This window comes from Propionivibrio sp. (genome assembly GCF_017995515.1).
Lineage (GTDB): Bacteria > Pseudomonadota > Gammaproteobacteria > Burkholderiales > Rhodocyclaceae > Propionivibrio.
Genome location: NZ_JAGOIT010000031.1, coordinates 2,856 through 21,794, shown reverse-complemented (window position 1 = coordinate 21,794; position 18,939 = coordinate 2,856). Strand labels below are relative to the sequence as shown.

At 65.1% G+C, this 18,939-nt stretch carries 20 protein-coding genes and 1 riboswitch; of the genes, 19 read left to right on the top strand and 1 reads right to left on the bottom strand.

The window, feature by feature from the left end:
• The first annotated feature begins 168 nt into the window (after window positions 1-168).
• Together tkt and KBA32_RS07105 are read left to right on the top strand one after the other, a co-directional pair.
• A complete protein-coding gene (gene tkt, locus KBA32_RS07110) occupies window positions 169-2,169 on the top strand; it encodes a transketolase (protein WP_294356922.1) in 2,001 nt (666 codons plus the stop codon).
• Between the two features lie 119 nt (window positions 2,170-2,288).
• Window positions 2,289-3,284 carry a 1-phosphofructokinase family hexose kinase gene (locus KBA32_RS07105; protein WP_294356920.1) on the top strand — a complete coding sequence of 332 codons (996 nt, stop codon included), beginning with the start codon at window positions 2,289-2,291 and terminating at the stop codon, window positions 3,282-3,284.
• On the opposite strand, the gene KBA32_RS07100 is transcribed toward KBA32_RS07105, so the two are convergent.
• Window positions 3,272-3,463 carry a hypothetical protein gene (locus KBA32_RS07100; protein ID WP_294356918.1) on the bottom strand — a complete coding sequence of 64 codons (192 nt, stop codon included), beginning with the start codon at window positions 3,461-3,463 and terminating at the stop codon, window positions 3,272-3,274. The two genes, KBA32_RS07105 and KBA32_RS07100, sit on opposite strands and share 13 nt — an antisense overlap.
• A 170-nt stretch (window positions 3,464-3,633) precedes the next feature.
• Here KBA32_RS07100 and KBA32_RS07095 point away from each other — a divergent pair, with 170 nt between their 5' ends.
• From KBA32_RS07095 to KBA32_RS07015, 17 genes are all read left to right on the top strand, one after another.
• Window positions 3,634-5,238 carry a phosphoethanolamine transferase gene (locus KBA32_RS07095; RefSeq protein ID WP_294356916.1) on the top strand — a complete coding sequence of 535 codons (1,605 nt, stop codon included), beginning with the start codon at window positions 3,634-3,636 and terminating at the stop codon, window positions 5,236-5,238.
• A gap of 57 nt (window positions 5,239-5,295) precedes the next feature.
• Window positions 5,296-5,522, top strand: a riboswitch (cobalamin riboswitch).
• Window positions 5,523-5,675: 153 nt separating this feature from the next.
• Window positions 5,676-6,353: an energy-coupling factor ABC transporter permease gene (locus tag KBA32_RS07090; protein ID WP_294356914.1), complete on the top strand. Its 678-nt coding sequence runs from the start codon at window positions 5,676-5,678 to the stop codon at window positions 6,351-6,353.
• Window positions 6,350-6,745: an energy-coupling factor ABC transporter substrate-binding protein gene (locus KBA32_RS07085; RefSeq protein WP_294356913.1), complete on the top strand. Its 396-nt coding sequence runs from the start codon at window positions 6,350-6,352 to the stop codon at window positions 6,743-6,745. Before KBA32_RS07090 ends, KBA32_RS07085 begins: the two co-directional genes overlap by 4 nt.
• Window positions 6,746-6,749: 4 nt before the next feature.
• A complete protein-coding gene (gene cbiQ / locus KBA32_RS07080; RefSeq protein ID WP_294356911.1) occupies window positions 6,750-7,490 on the top strand; it encodes a cobalt ECF transporter T component CbiQ in 741 nt (246 codons plus the stop codon).
• Window positions 7,487-8,347, top strand: a complete 861-nt coding sequence (locus KBA32_RS07075; protein ID WP_294356909.1) for an energy-coupling factor ABC transporter ATP-binding protein — start codon at window positions 7,487-7,489, stop codon at window positions 8,345-8,347. Before cbiQ ends, KBA32_RS07075 begins: the two co-directional genes overlap by 4 nt.
• A gap of 46 nt (window positions 8,348-8,393) precedes the next feature.
• Complete coding sequence (gene cobM / locus KBA32_RS07070; protein WP_294356907.1) at window positions 8,394-9,188, top strand: precorrin-4 C(11)-methyltransferase; 795 nt, start codon at window positions 8,394-8,396, stop codon at window positions 9,186-9,188.
• The gene (locus KBA32_RS07065; RefSeq protein ID WP_294356905.1) at window positions 9,181-10,086 is read left to right on the top strand and encodes a sirohydrochlorin chelatase; all 906 of its coding nucleotides are present in this window, start codon (window positions 9,181-9,183) and stop codon (window positions 10,084-10,086) included. The genes cobM and KBA32_RS07065 overlap by 8 nt, the downstream gene beginning before the upstream one ends.
• 9 nt (window positions 10,087-10,095) lie before the next feature.
• Window positions 10,096-10,776, top strand: coding sequence for a precorrin-8X methylmutase (locus tag KBA32_RS07060; RefSeq protein WP_294356946.1), 681 nt, complete (start codon window positions 10,096-10,098; stop codon window positions 10,774-10,776).
• On the top strand, window positions 10,773-11,921 hold the full coding sequence (locus KBA32_RS07055; protein ID WP_294356903.1) for a cobalt-precorrin-5B (C(1))-methyltransferase: 1,149 nt from the start codon (window positions 10,773-10,775) through the stop codon (window positions 11,919-11,921). Before KBA32_RS07060 ends, KBA32_RS07055 begins: the two co-directional genes overlap by 4 nt.
• Window positions 11,918-13,192 (top strand): precorrin-6y C5,15-methyltransferase (decarboxylating) subunit CbiE, encoded by a 1,275-nt coding sequence (gene cbiE / locus KBA32_RS07050; protein WP_294356901.1) that lies wholly within the window; start codon window positions 11,918-11,920, stop codon window positions 13,190-13,192. Before KBA32_RS07055 ends, cbiE begins: the two co-directional genes overlap by 4 nt.
• A gap of 124 nt (window positions 13,193-13,316) precedes the next feature.
• Window positions 13,317-14,102: a precorrin-2 C(20)-methyltransferase gene (gene cobI / locus KBA32_RS07045; protein ID WP_294356900.1), complete on the top strand. Its 786-nt coding sequence runs from the start codon at window positions 13,317-13,319 to the stop codon at window positions 14,100-14,102.
• The gene (locus KBA32_RS07040) at window positions 14,099-14,839 is read left to right on the top strand and encodes a cobalamin biosynthesis central domain-containing protein (RefSeq protein ID WP_294356898.1); all 741 of its coding nucleotides are present in this window, start codon (window positions 14,099-14,101) and stop codon (window positions 14,837-14,839) included. The genes cobI and KBA32_RS07040 overlap by 4 nt, the downstream gene beginning before the upstream one ends.
• The gene (locus tag KBA32_RS07035) at window positions 14,836-15,231 is read left to right on the top strand and encodes a cobalamin biosynthesis protein (RefSeq protein ID WP_294356897.1); all 396 of its coding nucleotides are present in this window, start codon (window positions 14,836-14,838) and stop codon (window positions 15,229-15,231) included. Before KBA32_RS07040 ends, KBA32_RS07035 begins: the two co-directional genes overlap by 4 nt.
• Entirely contained in the window at window positions 15,228-16,220 is a 993-nt protein-coding gene (gene cobJ, locus KBA32_RS07030) for a precorrin-3B C(17)-methyltransferase (RefSeq protein ID WP_294356895.1), read from the top strand. The genes KBA32_RS07035 and cobJ overlap by 4 nt, the downstream gene beginning before the upstream one ends.
• 91 nt (window positions 16,221-16,311) lie before the next feature.
• A complete protein-coding gene (cobA, locus tag KBA32_RS07025) occupies window positions 16,312-17,070 on the top strand; it encodes a uroporphyrinogen-III C-methyltransferase (RefSeq protein WP_294356894.1) in 759 nt (252 codons plus the stop codon).
• A 178-nt stretch (window positions 17,071-17,248) separates the two neighbouring features.
• Window positions 17,249-18,562, top strand: a complete 1,314-nt coding sequence (locus tag KBA32_RS07020; protein ID WP_294356893.1) for a pseudouridine synthase — start codon at window positions 17,249-17,251, stop codon at window positions 18,560-18,562.
• Between the two features lie 163 nt (window positions 18,563-18,725).
• A partial coding sequence (locus tag KBA32_RS07015) for a PhzF family phenazine biosynthesis protein (RefSeq protein ID WP_294356892.1) occupies window positions 18,726-18,939 on the top strand: 214 nt, incomplete at its 3' end.

Genomic DNA, 18,939 nt, shown 5'->3' with positions numbered 1-18,939 from the left:
CAGACGCTTGACTGCCTGTTTGTGCTGACAGTCAAGGCGCAAAACGATAGAATGAGTAGTTATGGATCACCCCGTGAGCAAATGTTCATTTTTTTCTGAACATTTGACGCAAATTGCCCATTGCGGGGCCCGTACGACCCTTTCCAATCATGCTTCAGGAGTAATTACATGGTTTCTCAGGCTTCGCTGGCCAACGCAATCCGCGTTCTGGCCATGGACAGCATCCAGGCTGCCAATTCCGGCCACCCGGGCGCCCCGATGGGAATGGCGGAAATTGCCGTCGCGTTGTGGAATCGCCACCTGCGCCACAATCCGACCGATCCGAAATGGGCCAACCGTGACCGTTTCGTCCTGTCCAACGGCCACAGCTCGATGCTGCTTTACTCGCTGCTGCACCTGACCGGCTACGATCTGCCCCTCGAAGAACTGAAGAACTTCCGTCAGCTCGGCAGCAAGACGCCGGGTCACCCTGAGTACGGCCACACCGCCGGCGTCGAAACGACCACCGGCCCGCTCGGCCAGGGCATCGGCAACGCGGTCGGCATGGCGCTCGCCGAGCAGCTGCTTGCCGCCGAGTTCAACCGCGAAGGCTTCCCGGTCGTCGACCACTACAGCTACACCTTCCTCGGCGACGGCTGCATGATGGAAGGCATCTCGCACGAAGTCTCCTCGCTCGCCGGCGTGTGGAAGCTCTCCAAGCTGATCGCCTTCTACGACGATAACGGCATCTCGATCGACGGCCACGTCAAGGGCTGGTTCGGCGACGATACACCGAAGCGCTTTGAAGCCTACGGCTGGAACGTCATCCGCGACGTCGACGGTCACGACATCGACGCGGTCGACCGCGCGATCGCCGCCGCCAAGGCGCAGAACGCCAAGCCGACGCTGATCTGCTGCAAGACGATCATCGGCAAGGGCTCGCCGAACAAGGCCGGAACGCACGACGTACACGGCGCGCCGCTCGGCAAGGACGAAATCGCCGCGACGCGCGCTGCGCTCGGCATCACCGACGGTCCGTTCGAGATCGCCGCCGACGTGCGCGCCGAGTGGGACGCCCGCAACGCCGGCGCCAAGCGCCAGGCCGAATGGAACACGCTGTTCGCCGCCTACCGCGCCGCGCACCCGCAACTCGCCGCCGAATTCGAGCGCCGCATGAAGGGCGAACTGTCCGCCGACTACGCCGCCAAGTCCGAAGCCGCGCTGCAGGAAATCATCGCCAAGGCCGAAGTCATCGCCACGCGCAAGTCGTCGCAGAACTCGATCCAGGCGCTCGCCCCGATCCTCCCGGAATTCGTCGGCGGTTCGGCCGACCTCGCGCCGTCCAACCTGACCACCTGGAAGGGCAGCAAGAGCGTCCGTCCGGAAGCGATGGCCGAAGGCGGCAATTACATCCATTACGGCGTGCGCGAATTCGGCATGGCCGTCGTCATGAACGGCCTCATCCTGCACGGTGGCTTCCGTCCGTTCGGCGGCACCTTCCTGATGTTCTCCGAGTACGCCCGCAACGCGATCCGCATGGCCGCATTGATGCGCATCAACCCGATCTACGTGTTCACGCACGACTCGATCGGTGTGGGCGAAGACGGCCCGACGCACCAGCCGATCGAGCAGACGGCCACGTTGCGCATGATCCCGAACATGGACGTCTGGCGTCCGTGCGACACGGTCGAAACGTTCGTCGCCTGGCAAGCCGCCGTCGAGCACAAGGACTGCCCGACCGCGCTGATCCTGACGCGTCAGAACCTGCCGCACCAGACGCGCGACGACGCGCAGGTCAAGGCCATCCGCAAGGGCGGCTACGTGCTGAAGGACTGCGCCGGCGCGCCGAAGGCGGTGATCATCGCCACCGGTTCGGAAGTCGGCCTGGCCGTCGATGCACAGAAGGCGCTCGCCGAGAAGGGCGTCGCGGTGCGTGTCGTCTCGATGCCGTCGAACTTCGTCTTCGACCAGCAGGACAAGGCCTACCGTGACTCCGTGCTGCCGCGTGGCGTGCCGCGCGTGGCGGTTGAGGCTGGCGCGACAAGCGGCTGGTATCGCTACGTCGGCCTCGACGGCGCGGTGATCGGTATCGATCGCTTCGGCGAGTGCGGCCCGGCCGGCAAGGTGTTCGAGTTCCTCGGCATCACCGCCGCCAAGGTCGCGGAAGCGGTGGAAGGCGTCATCGCCTGATCTGCCTGACGCGGTAACGCAGTACGAGGACCCGGCCTTCGCGTCGGGTCTTTTTTTGCCGTTCGGGCGCGCAATCCGGTAAATTCCTGCCCGTTTTCCTTGTTGCGAGATTCCCCGAAATGTCCATTGTTTCCGTCTGCCTGACGCCCGGCATCCAGCGCTCGGTCGCCCTCGATTCACTCAACGTTGGCGAAGTCAATCGCCTGAAGGCCGCCCATGTCGACGTGTCGGGCAAGGGCGTCAATGTCTGCCGCGTGCTGCAACGACTCAAGATTCCGGCCTGTTGCCTGTCACAGGGCGGCAGCAATGCCGACGAACTGATGCTGCTCGCCCGGTGCGAGGGGCTCAATCTCCGGCTTATTCCATCAACCGGCATGCTGCGCACCTGCACGTCGATCATCGAGACTGCGGCCACTGGTGGCTGCCGCGTGACCGAACTGATCGAACCGTCACCGACGGTCGAGGAGCCGTGCATCCAGGAGATCACGCGCACCGTGAAGGGTCAGCTGCCGACGGCGCAGGCGCTGGTCATCGCCGGCTCGATGGCGCCGGGTTTCCCGAGCGACTACCAGGCAAAGCTCGCGGCGCTGGCGCGCGCGGCCGGCGTACCGGTCTTCCTCGACCTGCAGGGCGCACCGCTGCGCGTGGCGATCGCCGAACGGCCGGCGTTGGTCAAGATCAATCTCTCTGAATTCGTCGCCACCTTCCTCTCTGACCGTTTTCAGGGCGGCGAACACAGCGGCGATCTGGCGCAGCCGGTGCTTGCCGACGAAATTCTCGACGCCGTCGCCGACGTGTCGCGCCAATACGTGACGTCCTTCGTCCTGACGCGCGGCGCCAACAGCATCCTGCTCGCGCAGGGCGGCGACGTGCGCGTCGTCCCGGTGACGTCCCTGTCTCCAGCCGAGGTGCTCAACCCGATCGGCTCGGGGGATGCCTTCCTCGCCGGCATGGTGGCGCGCCTGGTCGCGGCCACACCGGCTTCCGGTCGCCGTTTCACGATGGCGGCGCTCGCAGGCGCTTGCTTGTTCGCCACGGCGTGCGCGCAATCGAACGCGCGCACGGCGCGACCGGGATTCCTCGAGGAGTCGTTTTCCCTCGACTATCGCGCCTGAGTTTCGTCCTTCGGTCGTTCGAGCGCCGCCATCGTCAGGCGCGAGACGCAGGTCAGCTTGCCGGCGTCGTCGCTGATGCGGATTTTCCACACCTGGCTTGTCCGCCCGAGGTGAATCGTGCCGGCGACGGACGAGCTCAGCCACCTGTTCCAGCAGTTCGCCTTCGAGTCGGCGCACATGAAGCTGCGCGAGTTGCGCGTCTGGAGCGGCCGATCATGGCGCCAGAGCCTGACAGTCGATTCGCGGAACAAACCATCACGGATATACTTTCGCTCTTCCCGTTCAGTGACTTGGCCGCATGACTCCTCTTTCAGCAGCATTGGCGCGATGGCGCAATTGGCGTCTTTCGATGCGTATCGAAACCCTGGCCCTCGTCGCCAGCATCTTTTTCGCTCTCGCCTGCAACGGGCTTTTCTGGAGATCATCGTTCGCCGGCCGGGAATTCGGACAGCTCGGCACCTGGCTGTTTGCCGGCGAGCTGTTCGTCGCGCTGGTGATGCTTCACTTCATTCTGCTCAGCCTGATGTTCAATCGCTGGACAGCCAAACCCCTGCTGACGCTGCTCACCGTAGTCACGGCTTTTGCCACGTACTACATGAGCACCTTCACCGTATTTCTCGACCCGAGCATGTTGCGCAACGTGCTGCGTACCGACGTCAAGGAGGCGAGCGAGCTGTTCAACGCCGGGATGCTGCCGCATCTCGTTCTGTATGCCGTGTTGCCTCTGTTGTTTCTGTCCAGGGTCCATCTGCGACTTGACTCGTTTCGTCGCTCGACTCTCGCTCGACTGCTGGCGATAGCGCTGGCGATCGTCGTTGGCGCAGGCGCACTCCTGCTTGGCTTCCATGAACTGGCGCCGTTGATGCGCAACCACAAGGAGATCCGTTACCTCATCACCCCCGGCAACTACCTCTATTCGATCGCCAAGGTACTCGGCAGTGATGCCAGCGCAGCAACCCGGGAACGTATCAGGGTCGGCCTGGATGCAACCAAGGGCGAGAACTGGAAAGACAGGACAAAACCCACACTCTTCGTGATCGTCGTTGGTGAAACCGCACGCACGGCCAACTGGGGGCTGTCCGGCTATGCGAGGCAGACCACGCCTGAACTGTCAAAGCTCGACGTCATCAACTTTCAGCAAACAACCAGTTGCGGTACGAATACCGAAGTCTCCGTACCCTGCTTGTTCTCTGTCTACGGGCGACGCAACTACGACGAGGACAAGATTCGCAACAGCGAATCGCTGCTGAATATCCTTGACCGGGCCGGCATGAAGGTCATTTGGCGCGACAACCAGTCGGGCTGCAAGGGCGTCTGCACGGGGGTCGAGGAGCATAAAGTCGGTAACTCGAAGATCCCGGATCTTTGCGACGGTGACCGCTGCCTGGATGAAGTGCTGCTACACGGACTCGACGGCATTCTTGCCGACACCCATGGCAATCTCGTGCTGGTATTGCACCAACTTGGCAACCACGGACCGGCCTACTTCAAGCGCTATCCACCGGCCTTCCGAAAATTCGAGCCGGTCTGTGAAACCTCCGACCTGGCCAAATGCTCACGCGAAGCGATCGTCAATGCGTACGACAACGCGCTGCTCTACACCGATCACATGCTGGCGCAGACGATTGCTTTCCTTAAAAAGCAGGAGGAGAAATTCGACACGGGAATGATCTATCTGTCAGATCACGGCGAATCACTCGGCGAAAATGGGCTCTACCTGCACGGGGTACCGTATCCGGTTGCGCCAAAGGTTCAGAAGGAGGTGCCCATGGTGATGTGGTTCTCACCAAGCTACGCCAAGAATTTCTCGCTCGATGTCGATTGCCTGCGGGCGCAGGCTACCCGGCCCGTCACCCACGACCACTTCTTCCACTCGGTACTCGGCTTGCTTGACATCCGAACGACGGTCTATGACCGGACGATGGATATCTCGCAAACCTGTCGACCACGATGAGCAAATGAGACCACGCGCTTCAAGGAAGGGGCGTTGGTGCGGAACGACGTTCGGCGTATACTTGCGCCCGTTTCAGGTTCCTAGCTCCGAACAACCGGAGTGGGAGAAACGGGAAGCCGGTAATTTCGACGTTTTGTCATCGGAAAAATCCGGCGCAGCCCCCCGCTGCTGTAGGCCGGACGACGCCAGCAAAGACGTAGCCACTGTGTGACATCTTCACATGGGAAGGCGCTGGCGAAGGATGATGGCGAGCCAGAAGACCGGCCTGAGACGAATGTGGTACCAATCCTCGGGGTGAGGGGAAAGGTTCTGTCGATTCGCCGTCCTGCCATTCTTCCGTGCACGCAGCATCGCCCGGAGCGAGTTACCCGCCGGCCCTTCTTCCGTCCTGATTCCCCTCTCGTGACCGAACTTATGTTTCACGAATGGAGAGAATCATGCACATCATGGAGGGCTTCCTGCCCGTTGAACACGCCATTGGCTGGAGCGTCGCGTCCGCGCCGTTCGTCGCCTGGGGCATCGTCTCGATCAAGAAGCGGATCGCCGCCAATCCGGAGCAGCGCATCCTGCTCGGCGTCGCCGCCGCGTTTTCGTTTGTCTTGTCGGCGCTGAAACTCCCTTCGGTGACCGGCAGCTGCTCGCACCCGACCGGCACCGGGCTCGGCGCGCTGCTCTTCGGCCCGGCCGCGATGGCGCCGATCGGCGCCGTCGTCCTGCTGTTCCAGGCGCTGCTGCTCGCGCACGGCGGCCTGACCACGCTCGGCGCCAATATCTTCTCGATGGCCATCGTCGGCCCCTTCGTCGCCTACGGCGTCTTCCGCCTCGCGCGTTCGCTCGGCGCCTCGCTCGCCGTCGGTGTCTTTCTCGCCGCGTCGCTCGCCGATCTGCTGACCTATGTCACCACGTCGGTGCAGCTGTCGATGGCTTTCCCGGACCCGGTCGGCGGCTTCATGGCCTCGTTCGTCAAGTTCGCCGGCATCTTCGCCGTCACGCAGATCCCGCTCGCGATCAGCGAAGGCCTGCTCACCGTGCTCATCTTCAACGCGCTCGCCCGCTTCAACCCGGCCGAGCTGCGCGCCATGAAGCTTATCGACCGTGCGGAGGTGCAGGCATGAGTCCTACGCAAAAACCCACACAAAAGCGCGCACAGAACATCCTCTTGATCCTCGGCGTGATCGTCCTCGCGCTATTGCCGCTATGGATCGTCGAACGCCCTGCCGCCGGACCGGATGGCGAGGTCGCGATCTTCGGCGGCGCCGACGATCAGGCCAAGAACCTGATCGGCGAGATCAACCCCGAGTACCAGCCGTGGTTCGAGTCGCTGATCGAGCCGGCAAGCGGCGAAATCGCGTCGATGCTCTTTGCGCTGCAAGCGGCGATCGGCGCCGGCTTCATCGGCTACTACATCGGCGTCGGCCGCACGCGCGAGAAGATGCGGCGCGAGATGGAGGAACTGCGGGAAGAACTGCGCGCAGCCGCCGAGCAAAACGGCAAGCAGGACCAGTGATCCGGTGCTGATCGAGCAGTGCGCGTACGGCAACCGCTGGCGATTCGTCTCGCCGGCGGCGAAAGCCGCGTTCAGCCTCGGCGGTTTCGTCGCGGCCTTCGCCGCCGGTCGGCCCGACGCGGCCGCCGGCGTCGCCGTGCTGATCGTTGCCGTGACGCTGCTCGGCGCCTGCGTTCCACCCGGCCGCTATCTGCGCATCGCACTGCCGCCGCTCGGTTTTCTCCTGCTCGGCTGCGTGTCGCTCGCCTATTCGCTCGACTTCAACGATGGCAACCTCGTCGTGCAATGGCTGCCCGAAGGCTGGGGACCGACCTTGCAGCTGGCGGCACGCTCGCTCGGCGCGCTGGCCGCCATGCTCTTTCTCGCGCTGACCACACCGATGGTCGATCTGATCGCTTTCTTCCGCCGCCTGCACGTGCCGGAAGTGCTGCTCGAGATCATGGTGCTCTGCTACCGCATGTTGTTCGTCTTTTCCGAAGCGGTGCGCGACACCCGTACCGCACAGGCGGCACGTCTTGGGTACGCGACGCCGCGACTCGCACTGCGTTCGCTTGGCAGCCTCACCGCCAACCTGACCGTACAGATCTGGCAGCGCGCGCACGCCCTGCATGTCGCCGCGCAGTCGCGCAACAACGATGGCGCGCTGCGCTTTCTCGAACCGCAGTACGCCAACACGCAACGTGACCTGTGGATCGCCGGCATCGGCGGCGCCTGCCTGATCGCAGCCGCGCTGGGACTTGCATGACACCATCGACGCCATCACCGTTGCTCGCGTTCGAGAACGTCGCCTTCCGCTACCCGGACGGCAACGTCGGTCTCGACGGCTGCTCGCTGGCGATCACCCAAGGCAGCCGCAACGCGCTGATCGGCGCCAACGGCGCCGGCAAGACGACGCTCTTCCAGCACGCCAACGGCCTGTTGCGCCCACAGTCCGGCGCCATCCGCTACGCCGGTCATCCGCTGGACTACTCCCGTGACGGGCTGCGTCGATTGCGCAGCGCCGTCGGCCTCGTCTTCCAGAACCCCGACCAGCAGCTCTTCTCGGCCAGTGTGCAGGAAGACGTGTCGTTCGGCCCGCTCAACCTCGGACTCGACATGGACACGGTGCGCCAGCGCGTAAACGACGCCCTGCGTGCCGTGCGCATGGACGACTACGCCGATCGCCCGGTACATAACCTCTCGTTCGGGCAGAAGAAGCGCGTGTGCATCGCCGGCGTACTGGCGATGCAACCGCAGCTGCTGATCCTCGACGAACCGATGGCCGGCCTCGACCACGCCATGCGCCAGGAGCTGCTCGCCGTCTTCGATCACCTGCACGGCCAGGGCATCACGCTCCTCTTGGCGACGCACGACATCGACTTCGCCTACCGCTGGGCCGACCGCATCCACGTGATGGCACGCGGCCAATGCACCGCCGCCTTCGATGCCGAGGACTTCCCGGGCAACGCCCACGCGCTTGCCGCCGCCGGCCTGCCCATCCCCGGCATCATCGAACTGCACCGCCAGCTGGTCACCGCCGGCCACCTTCAAGCCGGACAGTCGCCGCGCAGCCTCGGCGAGCTGACCGAACTTATCAAACATCAAGGAAAGAGCGCGCAATGAACGCGACGATTGCGCCCTTTTCCATCCAACCACGGAGTACCCACTGATGCCAGGAAAAATCTGGTTTGTCGGCGCCGGCCCCGGCGACCCCGACCTGATCACCGTCAAGGGCCGCAAGCTGCTCGAACAATCGGGCGCGATCCTCTACGCCGGCTCGCTCGTCGACCAGGCAGCGACGTTGTACGCGCCCGAGGGCTGCGAGATCCGCGACTCGAAGGACATGACGCTCGAAGAGATGGTTGACTGGCTGCTCGACCAGGCCAGCCGCCACGAAACGGTCATCCGCCTGCAGACGGGCGACCCCGGCCTCTACGGCGCGCTGATCGAGATGACGCGCCCGCTCACCGCCGCCGGCGTCGAATGGGCCGTGGTGCCTGGCGTCTCGTCGGCGATGGCGTCGATGGCCGCGGCCGGCGAATCGCTGACGCTGCCGGAAGTCACGCAAACGGTGATCCTCACGCGTACCGCCGGACGCACGCCGATGCCCGAGGGCGAAGACCTCGAAGCGCTGGCGTCGCACCACTGCACATTGTGCATCTACCTCTCGATCACGCTGCTGCACGAAGTGCAGAAGGCGCTGCGCGCCGCCGGCTGGCGCGAGGATGCGCCGATCCTAGTGGTCCAGAAAGCCAGCTGGCCGGGGCAGGAGAAGATCGTGCGCGGCACGCTGGCTGACATCAAGCAGAAGTGTCAGGCCGAGAAAATCGGCAGCCAGGCGATGATCGTCGCCAGCCCGACGCTCGGCGCTGCCGATTGGGAGTCGCTGGTGCGCTCCAAGCTCTACGACCCGACCTTCACGCACCGCTTCCGCAAGGCCACTGAGACGATCACCCATGACTAAGACTACCTTCCTGCTCGCCGGCCACGGCTCGCGCAACCGCGACGGCAACGACGAGATCGAGCGCTTCGCCGATCAGTGGCGGAGAAAACATCCGGACTGGCGCATCGAGGTCTGCTTCATCGAGCACGCCGACGTGCTACTCAACGACGGCCTCGACAACGCAGCCAAGGGTGCCCAACGTGTCGTGCTGATCCCCTTCATTCTCAACGCCGCCGGCCACGTCAAGATGGAGCTGCCGGCCGCGATCGAGAGTGCGCGTGAACGCCACCCGAACGTTGAGTTCGTCGTCACGCGCCATCTCGGCATGGGGCGCGAGATCTTCGACGTTCTGCAGAAGCAGCTCGACCGCCTGATGAGAGCACTCGACGTGCCGGACCCGCAGACGACCGGCGTCATCCTGCTCGGGCGCGGCTCGTCGGACGCTGGTGCCAACGGCGAACTGGCGCGCATGGCGCGCTGGATCTTCGAGGAGAACGATCACGAACTCGTCGACCTCGCCTTCACCGGCGTCACCTGGCCGCGCCTGGAGACGGTCGTCCAGCGCCACGTCAAGCTCGGCATGACGCAGATCTGCGTGATCCCGGTTTATCTCTTTACCGGCGTGCTGATCGAACGCATCAACGGCCAGCTCGCACGGCTGAAGCAGCAATATCCGCAGGTCGCCTTCGCGCTCGGCAAGCACTTCGGCTTCGAGCCGGAGATCTTCGCCCTGCTCGACCGACGTGCCGGCGACGATCAACTCGCCGAAGGCTCGCTGCTCGAATGCGACGGCTGCAAATACCGCGAAGCCGCCGAAGCCGAACATCTGCACGACCATAGCCATACCGCGACCGGCGGTTGCAGCCATGCGCACGACCATGCTGACAACCACTCCAGCTGCAAACACGCCAGGACCTGAACCGACATGATGACTAACTCCGCCAACACCATCACCGAACAACTGACCGCCGCCGGCCGCGCCATCGAACACGACTCGTTCGCCATCATCGACGCCGAAGCCGGCCCACATGACTACACCGCCGAACAATGGCCGCTGGTACGCCGCATGATCCACGCCAACGCCGACTTCGAGTTCAACGGCCTCACGGCTTTCCATCCGCAAGCGATGCAGGCCGGTCTCGCCGCTGTGCTGAAAGGCGGCACGCCGATCGTCGCCGACGTCGAGATGATCTGCGTCGGCCTCTCCAAGCCGCGCCTCAAGCACTTCGGCATGACGACGCACCACTACATCTCCGACGATGACGTGATCGAGCAGGCAAAGGCCGAAGAGACGACGCGCGCCGTGCAGGCGATGCGCAAGGCGCACCGCGAAGGCAAGCTCGACGGCGCCATCGTCGGCATCGGCAATGCGCCGACCGCGCTGATCGAAGTCATCCGCCTGATCCGCGAAGAAGGCGCCAAGCCGGCGCTGATCGTCGGTATGCCGGTCGGCTTCGTCTCGGCGGCCGAATCGAAGGACCTGCTGATGACCATCGATGACATCCCGTGGGTCGCGATCAAGGGGCGCAAGGGCGGCTCGACGCTCGTCGTCGCCGCGATCCATGCGCTGCTCGGGCTCGCCGAAGCGGAGCAGAAGAAGGCGGCATGAGCGACCTCGCGACAACGACGGAAAAAGTCCGCAAGGGCGACGGCCGTCGCCAGCGTGGCAACCGCAGCGGCTTCACCACCGGCGCCTGCTCGGCGGCGGCGGCGCGCGCGGCGACGCTCGGCCTGCTCAGCGGCGAGGTGCCGGCAAGCGTCGTCTGTCATTTGCCGAACGGGCAGGACGTGAGCTTCGCAGTGAGCGAAGGCCGCATCGTCGATGGCGTTGCCCACGCCGTCATCGTCAAGGATGCCGGCGATGATCCGGACGCGACGAACGGTGCGCACCTCACCGCCGACGTTCGCCTCTTGCCGAATGCGACCGGTGAAGTCATCCTCAAAGGCGGCCCCGGCGTCGGCGTCGTCACCAAGGAAGGCCTTGGGCTGGAAGTGAATGGTCCGGCGATCAACCCGGTGCCGCGCCGCAACATCGCCGACAACGTGCGCGCCGTCGCCGGCGAGGTGCTCGACCACGACGGGCTGGAAGTGACCCTATCGGTGCCGGGCGGCGACGAGATGGCGAAGAAGACGCTCAACGCGCGGCTGGGCATTCTCGGCGGCATTTCGATCCTCGGCACCACCGGCATCGTCCGCCCGTACTCGACGGCGGCCTTCCGCGCCAGCGTCGTGCAGGCGATCGACGTCGCCGCCAAACAGGGCAATACCAGCACCGTGTTCACCACCGGCGGACGCAGCGAGAAGTTCGCCATGCGCCAGCTGCCGGAACTCGACGAAGCCTGCTTCGTGCAGATGGGCGACTTCGTCAAGGCCGCGTTCCAGGCGGCGGTCAAGCGCAAGATGCAGCGCGTCTACATCGGCGCCATGGCCGGCAAGCTGACCAAGATGGGTCAGGGCCTCGCCGTCACCCACGCCTGGAAGGCCGAGATCGACCGCGACCTGCTCGCCGAGTGCGCGCAGGAAGTCGGCGCCGCGCCCGATCTGGTCGAAGAAATCCGCGCCGCCGAGACGGCGCGCTTCGCGGCGGAAAAGCTGCTGGCGCTCGGCCTCTCGGTCGAGTTTCACCGCGCGCTGGCGAAGAAGGCGATCCGCAGTCTCAAGACCTGCTACCCCGGCCCTTACCAATTGACCCTGCTGGTCTGCGACTTTGACGGCAAGTTCATCGTGCGCGTCGATGAGGAAGAAGCGCTATGACCTTTTGCTCCCTGATCGGCATTCTCGACGACGGCTGGGCCGGACTGTCCGACGCGGCACGCGAGCGTCTCGGTACGGCCGATGTTGTCATCGGCGCCGGGCGCACGCTCGACCTCGTTCGTGCGAACGTGTCCAAGGCCGAGTTGAAAGACATGGATGGCGCACTGACCAAGGTGCCGGAATGGGCGCAAGCCGCGCTCGCCGAAAACCGTACCGTCGCCATCCTCGCCACCGGCGACCCGCTCTGCCACGGCATCGCCGCCTGGCTCGGCGACAAGCTCGACGCACCGCTCGAGATCCTGCCCAACGTCTCGACGCTGCAGCTCGCCTGCGCGCGCTTCCGGCAACCGTGGCAGGACATCACCATCGCCTCGTGCCACAGCAAGGACGCCGGCGAGTGGTTCGCTGGCGCGACGCCGACGCACGGGCTGTATCCCGCCATGCGCGCCATCGCACAACACGCGCAGGTCTTCCTGTTCACCGGGCCGGAGAACAACCCGGCGCGGCTGGCGCGCGCGCTGCTGACGGCCGGCTACGCCAGCGACGAGGTCTCGCTCTCGGTCGCCTGCCGTCTACAACTCCCGGACGAACAACTGTTTCCGGTCTTGTCGCTGGACGCCGCAGCCAGCATGAACTTCCCCGAGCCGAACGTCGTACTGGTGCAGCGCAAAGAGAGCGCCGGCGTGCCAACCTTCGGCCTCGACGATCTCGAGTACATCCAGCGCACGCCGGAGAAGGGGTTGATCACCAAGCAGGAGGCACGCGCCCTGTCGCTCGCCAAGCTGCGCATCAAACGCAATGCCACCGTCTGGGACATCGGCGCCGGCTCCGGCTCGGTCGGCCTCGAAGCCGCACGCCTCGCGCCGCACGGCCACGTCTGGGCGATCGAGAAGAACGAAGGCGACGCGGCCAACGCACGCGCCAACGCGGCACGTTTCCGCGCGACCAACTACTCGCTGTTCGACGGCAAGGCGCCGCAGCACCTCGACACCTGGCCCGCACCGGACGCCGTGTTCATCGGCGGCTCGGGCGGCGAACTCGCCGAACTGATCCGGCTCATCCTCGCCCGCCTGAAACCCGGCGGCCGGCTGGTGATGAACTTCGTCACGCTGGAGAACCTGGCGACGGCGACCGCCGCGCTGAATGAGTTTTGCGCTGAATGGGACGTCGTCCAGCTGCAAGCGTCGCGCAGCCAGCCGATCCTCGACATGCACCGGATGGCCGCACAGAACCCGGTGTGGATCGTAACCACCAGCAAGGCCACATTTTGAAAAACGAAACGCTTTCAACGCAGAGATCGCAGAGGCGCAGAGTCCGCAGAGAAAAATCTTTCTTTGCTGCTCTCCGCGTTCTCTGCGCCTCTGCGCACTCTGCGTCAAAAGAGGTTAACCACCCATGAAGAAATCCTACGGAAAACTGATCGGCGCCTCGCTCGGCCCCGGCGACCCCGAACTGATCACGCGGCGCAGCTGGGCCGTCCTGCAATCCGGCGCGCGCTGGATCTATCCGGTGAAGAAGGCCGAGGAAGCCTCCTACGCACTGTCCATCGTCGAACGTGGCGGCATTCCTCGCCCGGCCGACGCGGTGGAACTCGTCTTCCCGATGACGCGCGATCCCGAGATCCTGACCAAAGCGTGGGTGCGCGCCGCAGAGCAAACCGTGGCGCTGCTCGCCGAAGGCCGCGACCTCGTCTTCCTCGTCGAAGGCGACGCCTCGACCTTCGCCACCTTCGGCCACCTGGCGCGCGTCGCCCGCGAGCTGGCGCCCGAGATCGAAGTGGAAACGATTCCTGGTGTCTCGTCCTTTGCCGCCGCCGCCGCGACGACCGGCATGCCGCTCGCCGAGGAAGACGAAACGCTGGCCATCATCCCGGCCGCCTACGGCACCGGCGTCATCGACCACATGCTCGACGAGTTCGACACGCTGATCCTGCTCAAGGTCAAACCGCTGCTCGACGAAGTGCTCGAACTGCTCGAACGGCGCGACCTGCTGGCGACCAGCTGCTTCATCGAAAAGGTCGGCTCGCCCGACGAGCGCATCGTGCGCGACCTCGCCAGCCTGAAGGGCGAAAAGGTGAACTACCTCTCGCTGCTGCTCGTACAGAACCCGAAACGCCAGCGCGGCGAACTCCGCCGTGGCTGCCGCCAGCGTAAGGAAGCGCAGGAAGCCCTTTCGGCATGAAGATCGCCGTCGTCGCCATCACCCGCCACGGCATCGCGCTCGCCGGCAAGGTCGCCGCTGCGTTGCCCGGCGCGCAACTCTTCGCCCCGGAGAAGTTCCGCGCCGAGGCGGAAGCCGCGTCGAGTACCGCCGCGTGCTACGCGGGCAAGACCGGCGACCAGATTCCGGCGCTGTTCGAAGCCTTCGACGGCATCGTCGCCGTCGTCTCGCTCGGCGCCGTCGTGCGCCTGATCGCCCCGCATCTGAAATCCAAGGACGTCGACCCGGCGGTGGTGGTGCTCGACGAAGGCGGCAAGTTCGCCATCCCCATCCTCTCCGGCCACCTCGGCGGCGCCAACGCGCTCGCCGGCCATCTGGCCACCGCCATCGGCGCCCAGGCCGTGCTCACCACCGCCTCCGACTCGCGCGAAACGATCGGCGTCGACATCCTCGGCCGCGAACTCGGCTGGACGATTGAAGCCACGCACGACGAACTCGTCCGTTGCAGCGCCGCTGTCGTCAACGACGAACCCGTCGCGCTGGTGCAGGAAGCCGGCAGCACCGACTGGTGGACGAAGCACGCCAACGGCCGCAAGGGACCGAAGCCCGCCAACGTGACCGAGTTCGGCAGACTGGAAGACGTCGACCCGGAGAGATTCGCGACCGTGCTGTGGATCAGCCAGCGCGAAATGCCAGCGAGCTACAAAGCAAGACTCGCCGGCCGCAGCGTCACCTATCGACCCGGAGTCGGGCAATGAAGATCGCCCTGGGCCTCGGCTGCGACCGCAACACCCCGCTAGCGACCGTCAAGGAAGCCATCGACCAAGCCCTGGCGCTTTGCCACGCCCACATGAACGACGTCCAAGCCATCGCCAGCATCGACCTGAAAGCCGGCGAACCCGCCCTGCAACAACTCGCCGAACAACAAGGCTGGACGATCCATTTCTACACAGCACAGGAGTTGGCAGAAGTAGACGTCCCCAACCCCTCGGAAACCGTCCGCAAACACACCGGCACCCCCTCGGTCTCCGAAGCCGCCGCTCTACTCGCAGCCAGAACCGACAAGACCCACCTCCTCATCGAAAAACATCGCCTGCGCGGCCCCGACGGCCGCAATGCCACCGTCTCCATCGCAAGGATTCCTGAATGACCCAAACCACCCAACACGGAAAAATCATGCTCGTCGGCCTCGGCCCGGGTAGCCACGACTACCTGACCGGCCGCGCGCGTGACGCCATCGCCGAAGCCGACACGGTGATCGGCTACGCAACCTACATCCGGCTGGTGAAAGACCTGCTCGACGGCAAGGAAGTGATCAAGAAGGCGATGACCGAGGAACTCGGCCGCGCCATCGAAGCCTACGACCGCGCCAAGCTCGGCAAGAAGGTGGCGCTCATTTCCTCGGGCGACGCCGGCGTGTACGGCATGGCCGGGCCAACGTTTGAAGTCCTGTTCCAGGCCGGCTGGACGCCCGATGCGGGCATCGAGGTCGAGATCATCCCCGGTGCCTCGGCGATCAACACCTGCGCCTCGCTGGTCGGCGCGCCGCTGACGCACGACTTCTGCGCCATCTCGCTCTCCGACCTGCTGACACCGTGGCCGACCATCGCCCGTCGCCTCGACGCCGTCGCCTATTCCGACTTCGTCGTCGCGCTCTACAACCCGAAGAGCGGCCGGCGCACGCGGCAGATCCAGGAAGCACAACGAATTTTCTTGCGCCACCGCGATCCGAATACGCCGGTTGCCATCGTCAAATCGGCCTTCCGCGCCAAGCAGCGCATCGAGTTCACGACGCTGGAGAAAATGACCGAGGCCGACATCGGCATGCTGTCGACCGTGCTGATCGGCAACTCGAACACCTTCGTCAAACACGGCCTGATGATCACGCCGCGCGGCTACGCCAACAAGTACGACGTCGAGATCGGCAACAGCGCCGCGCGCGACGGCGAAAAGGCCGGTCACTCGCTGTCGACCGGACTCAATGGCTGGCTCGCCGCCATCCACGCCGCACACGCTAACGGTTCGACGCCGGCCGAACTGGCGAAAGCGCACCGCTTGCCCGAGGACTACATCGCTGCCGTGCTCGCCGAACCGCTCGATATCGAGGCGGAAACGGACGAGAACGAAACCGCCGAGTAAAGAACCAAATCCATGCACTGAGCGCAGACCATTCCTCTCCTCCCCTGACAAGGGGAGGCCGGGAGGGGTTAAAGGCGCCGGGAGAACCATCGTGACCCAAACCACCTCGTCGACCACTGATAACCCGATCGGCCACGTCGCTCTCGTCGGCGCCGGCCCAGGCGATGCCGAACTGATCACGCTGAAAGGCGCGCGTCTGCTGCAGGCGGCCGAAGTCGTCGTCTATGACAATCTGGTCAGCGCCGGCATCCTCGACCTGATCTCGCCGACCGCCGAGCGCATCTTCGTCGGCAAGATGGCCGGCAACCACACGATGCCGCAGGACGACATCTGCCAGCTGCTCGTGGGCAAGGCGCTGGAAGGCAAGTCCGTCGTGCGTCTCAAGGGCGGCGATCCCTTCGTCTTCGGGCGCGGCGGCGAAGAAATGGACGTCCTCATCGAAGCCGGCGTGCCGGTCGACATCGTGCCCGGCGTCACCGCCGCGCTCGGCGCCGCCGCGAGCTTCGGCTTCCCGCTGACGCACCGCGACCACGCGCAGAGCTGCGTCTTCGTCACCGGTCACCTCAAGGACCATACCGTCGAGCTCGACTGGCCGGCGCTCGCCCGCCCCGGGCAAACGGTGGTGATCTACATGGGCGTCACCGGCCTCGAGACGATCTCGCGCGAACTGCAGGCCGCCGGCCTGCCCGGCGACACGCCGGCCGCGCTGATCTACCGCGCCACCTGGCCGAACGAGAAAGCGCACAAGGGAACGCTCGCCACGCTGCCGGAAGTCGCGCGCGCCCACAAGGTCAAGCCGCCGACGCTGATCGTGATCGGAACGGTCGTCGGCCTCATGCACGATCATTGATCCGGCGATGAAGTCCGTTCGCCCTGAGCTTGTCGAAGGGGGACGGGCTTCGACAGCCTCAGCCCGAACGGGCGTTGAGACTCTTTCGTGCCGGATCATTCGATGCCGGACGCGTTTGAAGTCTGGCTGGCGCGCATCTGGCGTAAACTAGGCGGCCGTTTACCCGAAAGCTGCTGCCATGACCCGCGTTCCTGCCCGCCCGACCCTGAAACTTCCCGTCAAGACAACACCGGCAGAGAGTGGCGAAGCCGCGAGCAAGGGGCGCAAACCCGTGCGCAGCGGTTTCAAGGCGCCGAAACCGACGGTCGCGCAACGCGCCAAGCGGCACGAGACGATTGCCACGCGTGCCGCCGCGCAGAAGGCACGCGAGGCTGCCGAAGCCGCACGCGTGATGCCGAAGCCGGTAGCCGAAAGACCGCGCGCACCGGAGCGCAAACCGGTCGAAGCGGCCGCCCGCATCGATGCCAACGCGGCCGCTCCCGTCGTCGCGGAATCAACGACGCCCCATCTGCCGCGCCGCAACAAATCGGTGCGCGAAGAGCCGCCGAAGAAGGTTTATCCGCCGCGCGGCATCGCCCGCAGCACCGGCGCCCGCGCCTTCCCGCCGGCGCGCACCGACGTTGCGCCCGCAACCGAAGTACGCACAGCGCAGCCCGTCCGGCCGCCAAAACCCACAGAGGCGAAAGGAAGACCGCCCGTTCGCGAGCGCAGCCAGGCAGACAACGCGACCGCCGAGCCGACAGAAGCACGCCGCCCGCTCAAGGAGCCGCCGCGCCTCGCCAAGCGCATCAGTGAACTGTTCGGCTGCTCGCGGCGCGAGGCCGACGAGTGGATCGAGAACGGCTGGGTGCGCGTCGATGGCGTTGTCGTCAGGACGCTCGGCACGCGCGCCCACCCGAAGGCGATCATCGAGGTCAAGGAAGACGCCAAGTTGCACCGCCCGGAGAGCGTGACCATCGTCCTCAACAAGCCCGAAGGCGTCATCGCCGGGCCGGCCGAGGACAGGCAGAAACCGGCGCTGCAGCTGATCCAGGCGGAAAACCGCTGGCGCGAAGACGGCACGGCGATGATCTTCAAGGCGACGCACCTGCGCGGGCTGGCGCTGGCCGGCAAGCTCGACGCTGAAGCCTCGGGCATGCTCGTGTTCACGCAGGAAGGCAGCGTCGCGCGGCGTATCGTCGGCGACGACACGAAGCTGGAAAAGGAGTACCAGGTTTCTGTCGAAGGCGAGCTGTCGGAGGCGGACCTGAAGAAACTGAATTTCGGGTTGTCGCTCGACGACATCAAGCTCAAGCGCGCCGAAGTCTCCTGGCAACATGAAGGCACGTTGCGCTTCGTCCTGCACGAGTCGCGGCCGCAGCAGATTCAGCGCATGTGCGAACTCGTCGGCCTGCACGTCGTCGGCATCAAACGCCTGCGCATCGGCAGCGTCTCGCTCGGCAAGCTGCCGGCCGGCCAGTGGCGTTACCTTCGCGAGGGCGAGCGGTTCTGATGTCGAGGGGCGCTCTTGGCCGCAATTTGTGGTAGGAGCCCGGTTCTACCGGGCGATTGGCGGTGATCCTTCGAGGAAATGCCTTCATCGCGCAAAAGCTGCGCTCCTGCAAAGCGCACCAGAACCCTTGTTGATCAAACAGCAACTGCAACAGGAACCCTTCATGCAACACCAGCTTGTCCAGTACCAGATCGACGCCTTCACCACGCGCGCCTTTTCCGGCAACCCGGCCGCCGTCTGCCCGCTCGACCATTGGCTCGACGACGGGCTGCTGCAGGCGATCGCCGAGGAGAACAATCTCTCGGAGACGGCATTCTTCGTGCCGTCGGCCAGGGGCTTCGAGCTGCGCTGGTTCACGCCGGTCAAGGAGATCGACC

What these genes read in the sequence shown, in the direction of transcription:
- tkt (WP_294356922.1), top strand. Translation starts at nt 169, where the DNA reads ATGGTTTCTCAGGCTTCGCTGGCCAACGCAATCCGCGTTCTGGCCATG.
- KBA32_RS07105 (WP_294356920.1), top strand. Translation starts at nt 2,289, where the DNA reads ATGTCCATTGTTTCCGTCTGCCTGACGCCCGGCATCCAGCGCTCGGTC.
- KBA32_RS07100 (WP_294356918.1), bottom strand. Translation starts at nt 3,463, where the DNA reads ATGTGCGCCGACTCGAAGGCGAACTGCTGGAACAGGTGGCTGAGCTCG.
- KBA32_RS07095 (WP_294356916.1), top strand. Translation starts at nt 3,634, where the DNA reads ATGCGTATCGAAACCCTGGCCCTCGTCGCCAGCATCTTTTTCGCTCTC.
- KBA32_RS07090 (WP_294356914.1), top strand. Translation starts at nt 5,676, where the DNA reads ATGCACATCATGGAGGGCTTCCTGCCCGTTGAACACGCCATTGGCTGG.
- KBA32_RS07085 (WP_294356913.1), top strand. Translation starts at nt 6,350, where the DNA reads ATGAGTCCTACGCAAAAACCCACACAAAAGCGCGCACAGAACATCCTC.
- KBA32_RS07075 (WP_294356909.1), top strand. Translation starts at nt 7,487, where the DNA reads ATGACACCATCGACGCCATCACCGTTGCTCGCGTTCGAGAACGTCGCC.
- cobM (WP_294356907.1), top strand. Translation starts at nt 8,394, where the DNA reads ATGCCAGGAAAAATCTGGTTTGTCGGCGCCGGCCCCGGCGACCCCGAC.
- KBA32_RS07065 (WP_294356905.1), top strand. Translation starts at nt 9,181, where the DNA reads ATGACTAAGACTACCTTCCTGCTCGCCGGCCACGGCTCGCGCAACCGC.
- KBA32_RS07060 (WP_294356946.1), top strand. Translation starts at nt 10,096, where the DNA reads ATGACTAACTCCGCCAACACCATCACCGAACAACTGACCGCCGCCGGC.
- KBA32_RS07055 (WP_294356903.1), top strand. Translation starts at nt 10,773, where the DNA reads ATGAGCGACCTCGCGACAACGACGGAAAAAGTCCGCAAGGGCGACGGC.
- cbiE (WP_294356901.1), top strand. Translation starts at nt 11,918, where the DNA reads ATGACCTTTTGCTCCCTGATCGGCATTCTCGACGACGGCTGGGCCGGA.
- cobI (WP_294356900.1), top strand. Translation starts at nt 13,317, where the DNA reads ATGAAGAAATCCTACGGAAAACTGATCGGCGCCTCGCTCGGCCCCGGC.
- KBA32_RS07040 (WP_294356898.1), top strand. Translation starts at nt 14,099, where the DNA reads ATGAAGATCGCCGTCGTCGCCATCACCCGCCACGGCATCGCGCTCGCC.
- KBA32_RS07035 (WP_294356897.1), top strand. Translation starts at nt 14,836, where the DNA reads ATGAAGATCGCCCTGGGCCTCGGCTGCGACCGCAACACCCCGCTAGCG.
- cobJ (WP_294356895.1), top strand. Translation starts at nt 15,228, where the DNA reads ATGACCCAAACCACCCAACACGGAAAAATCATGCTCGTCGGCCTCGGC.
- KBA32_RS07020 (WP_294356893.1), top strand. Translation starts at nt 17,249, where the DNA reads ATGACCCGCGTTCCTGCCCGCCCGACCCTGAAACTTCCCGTCAAGACA.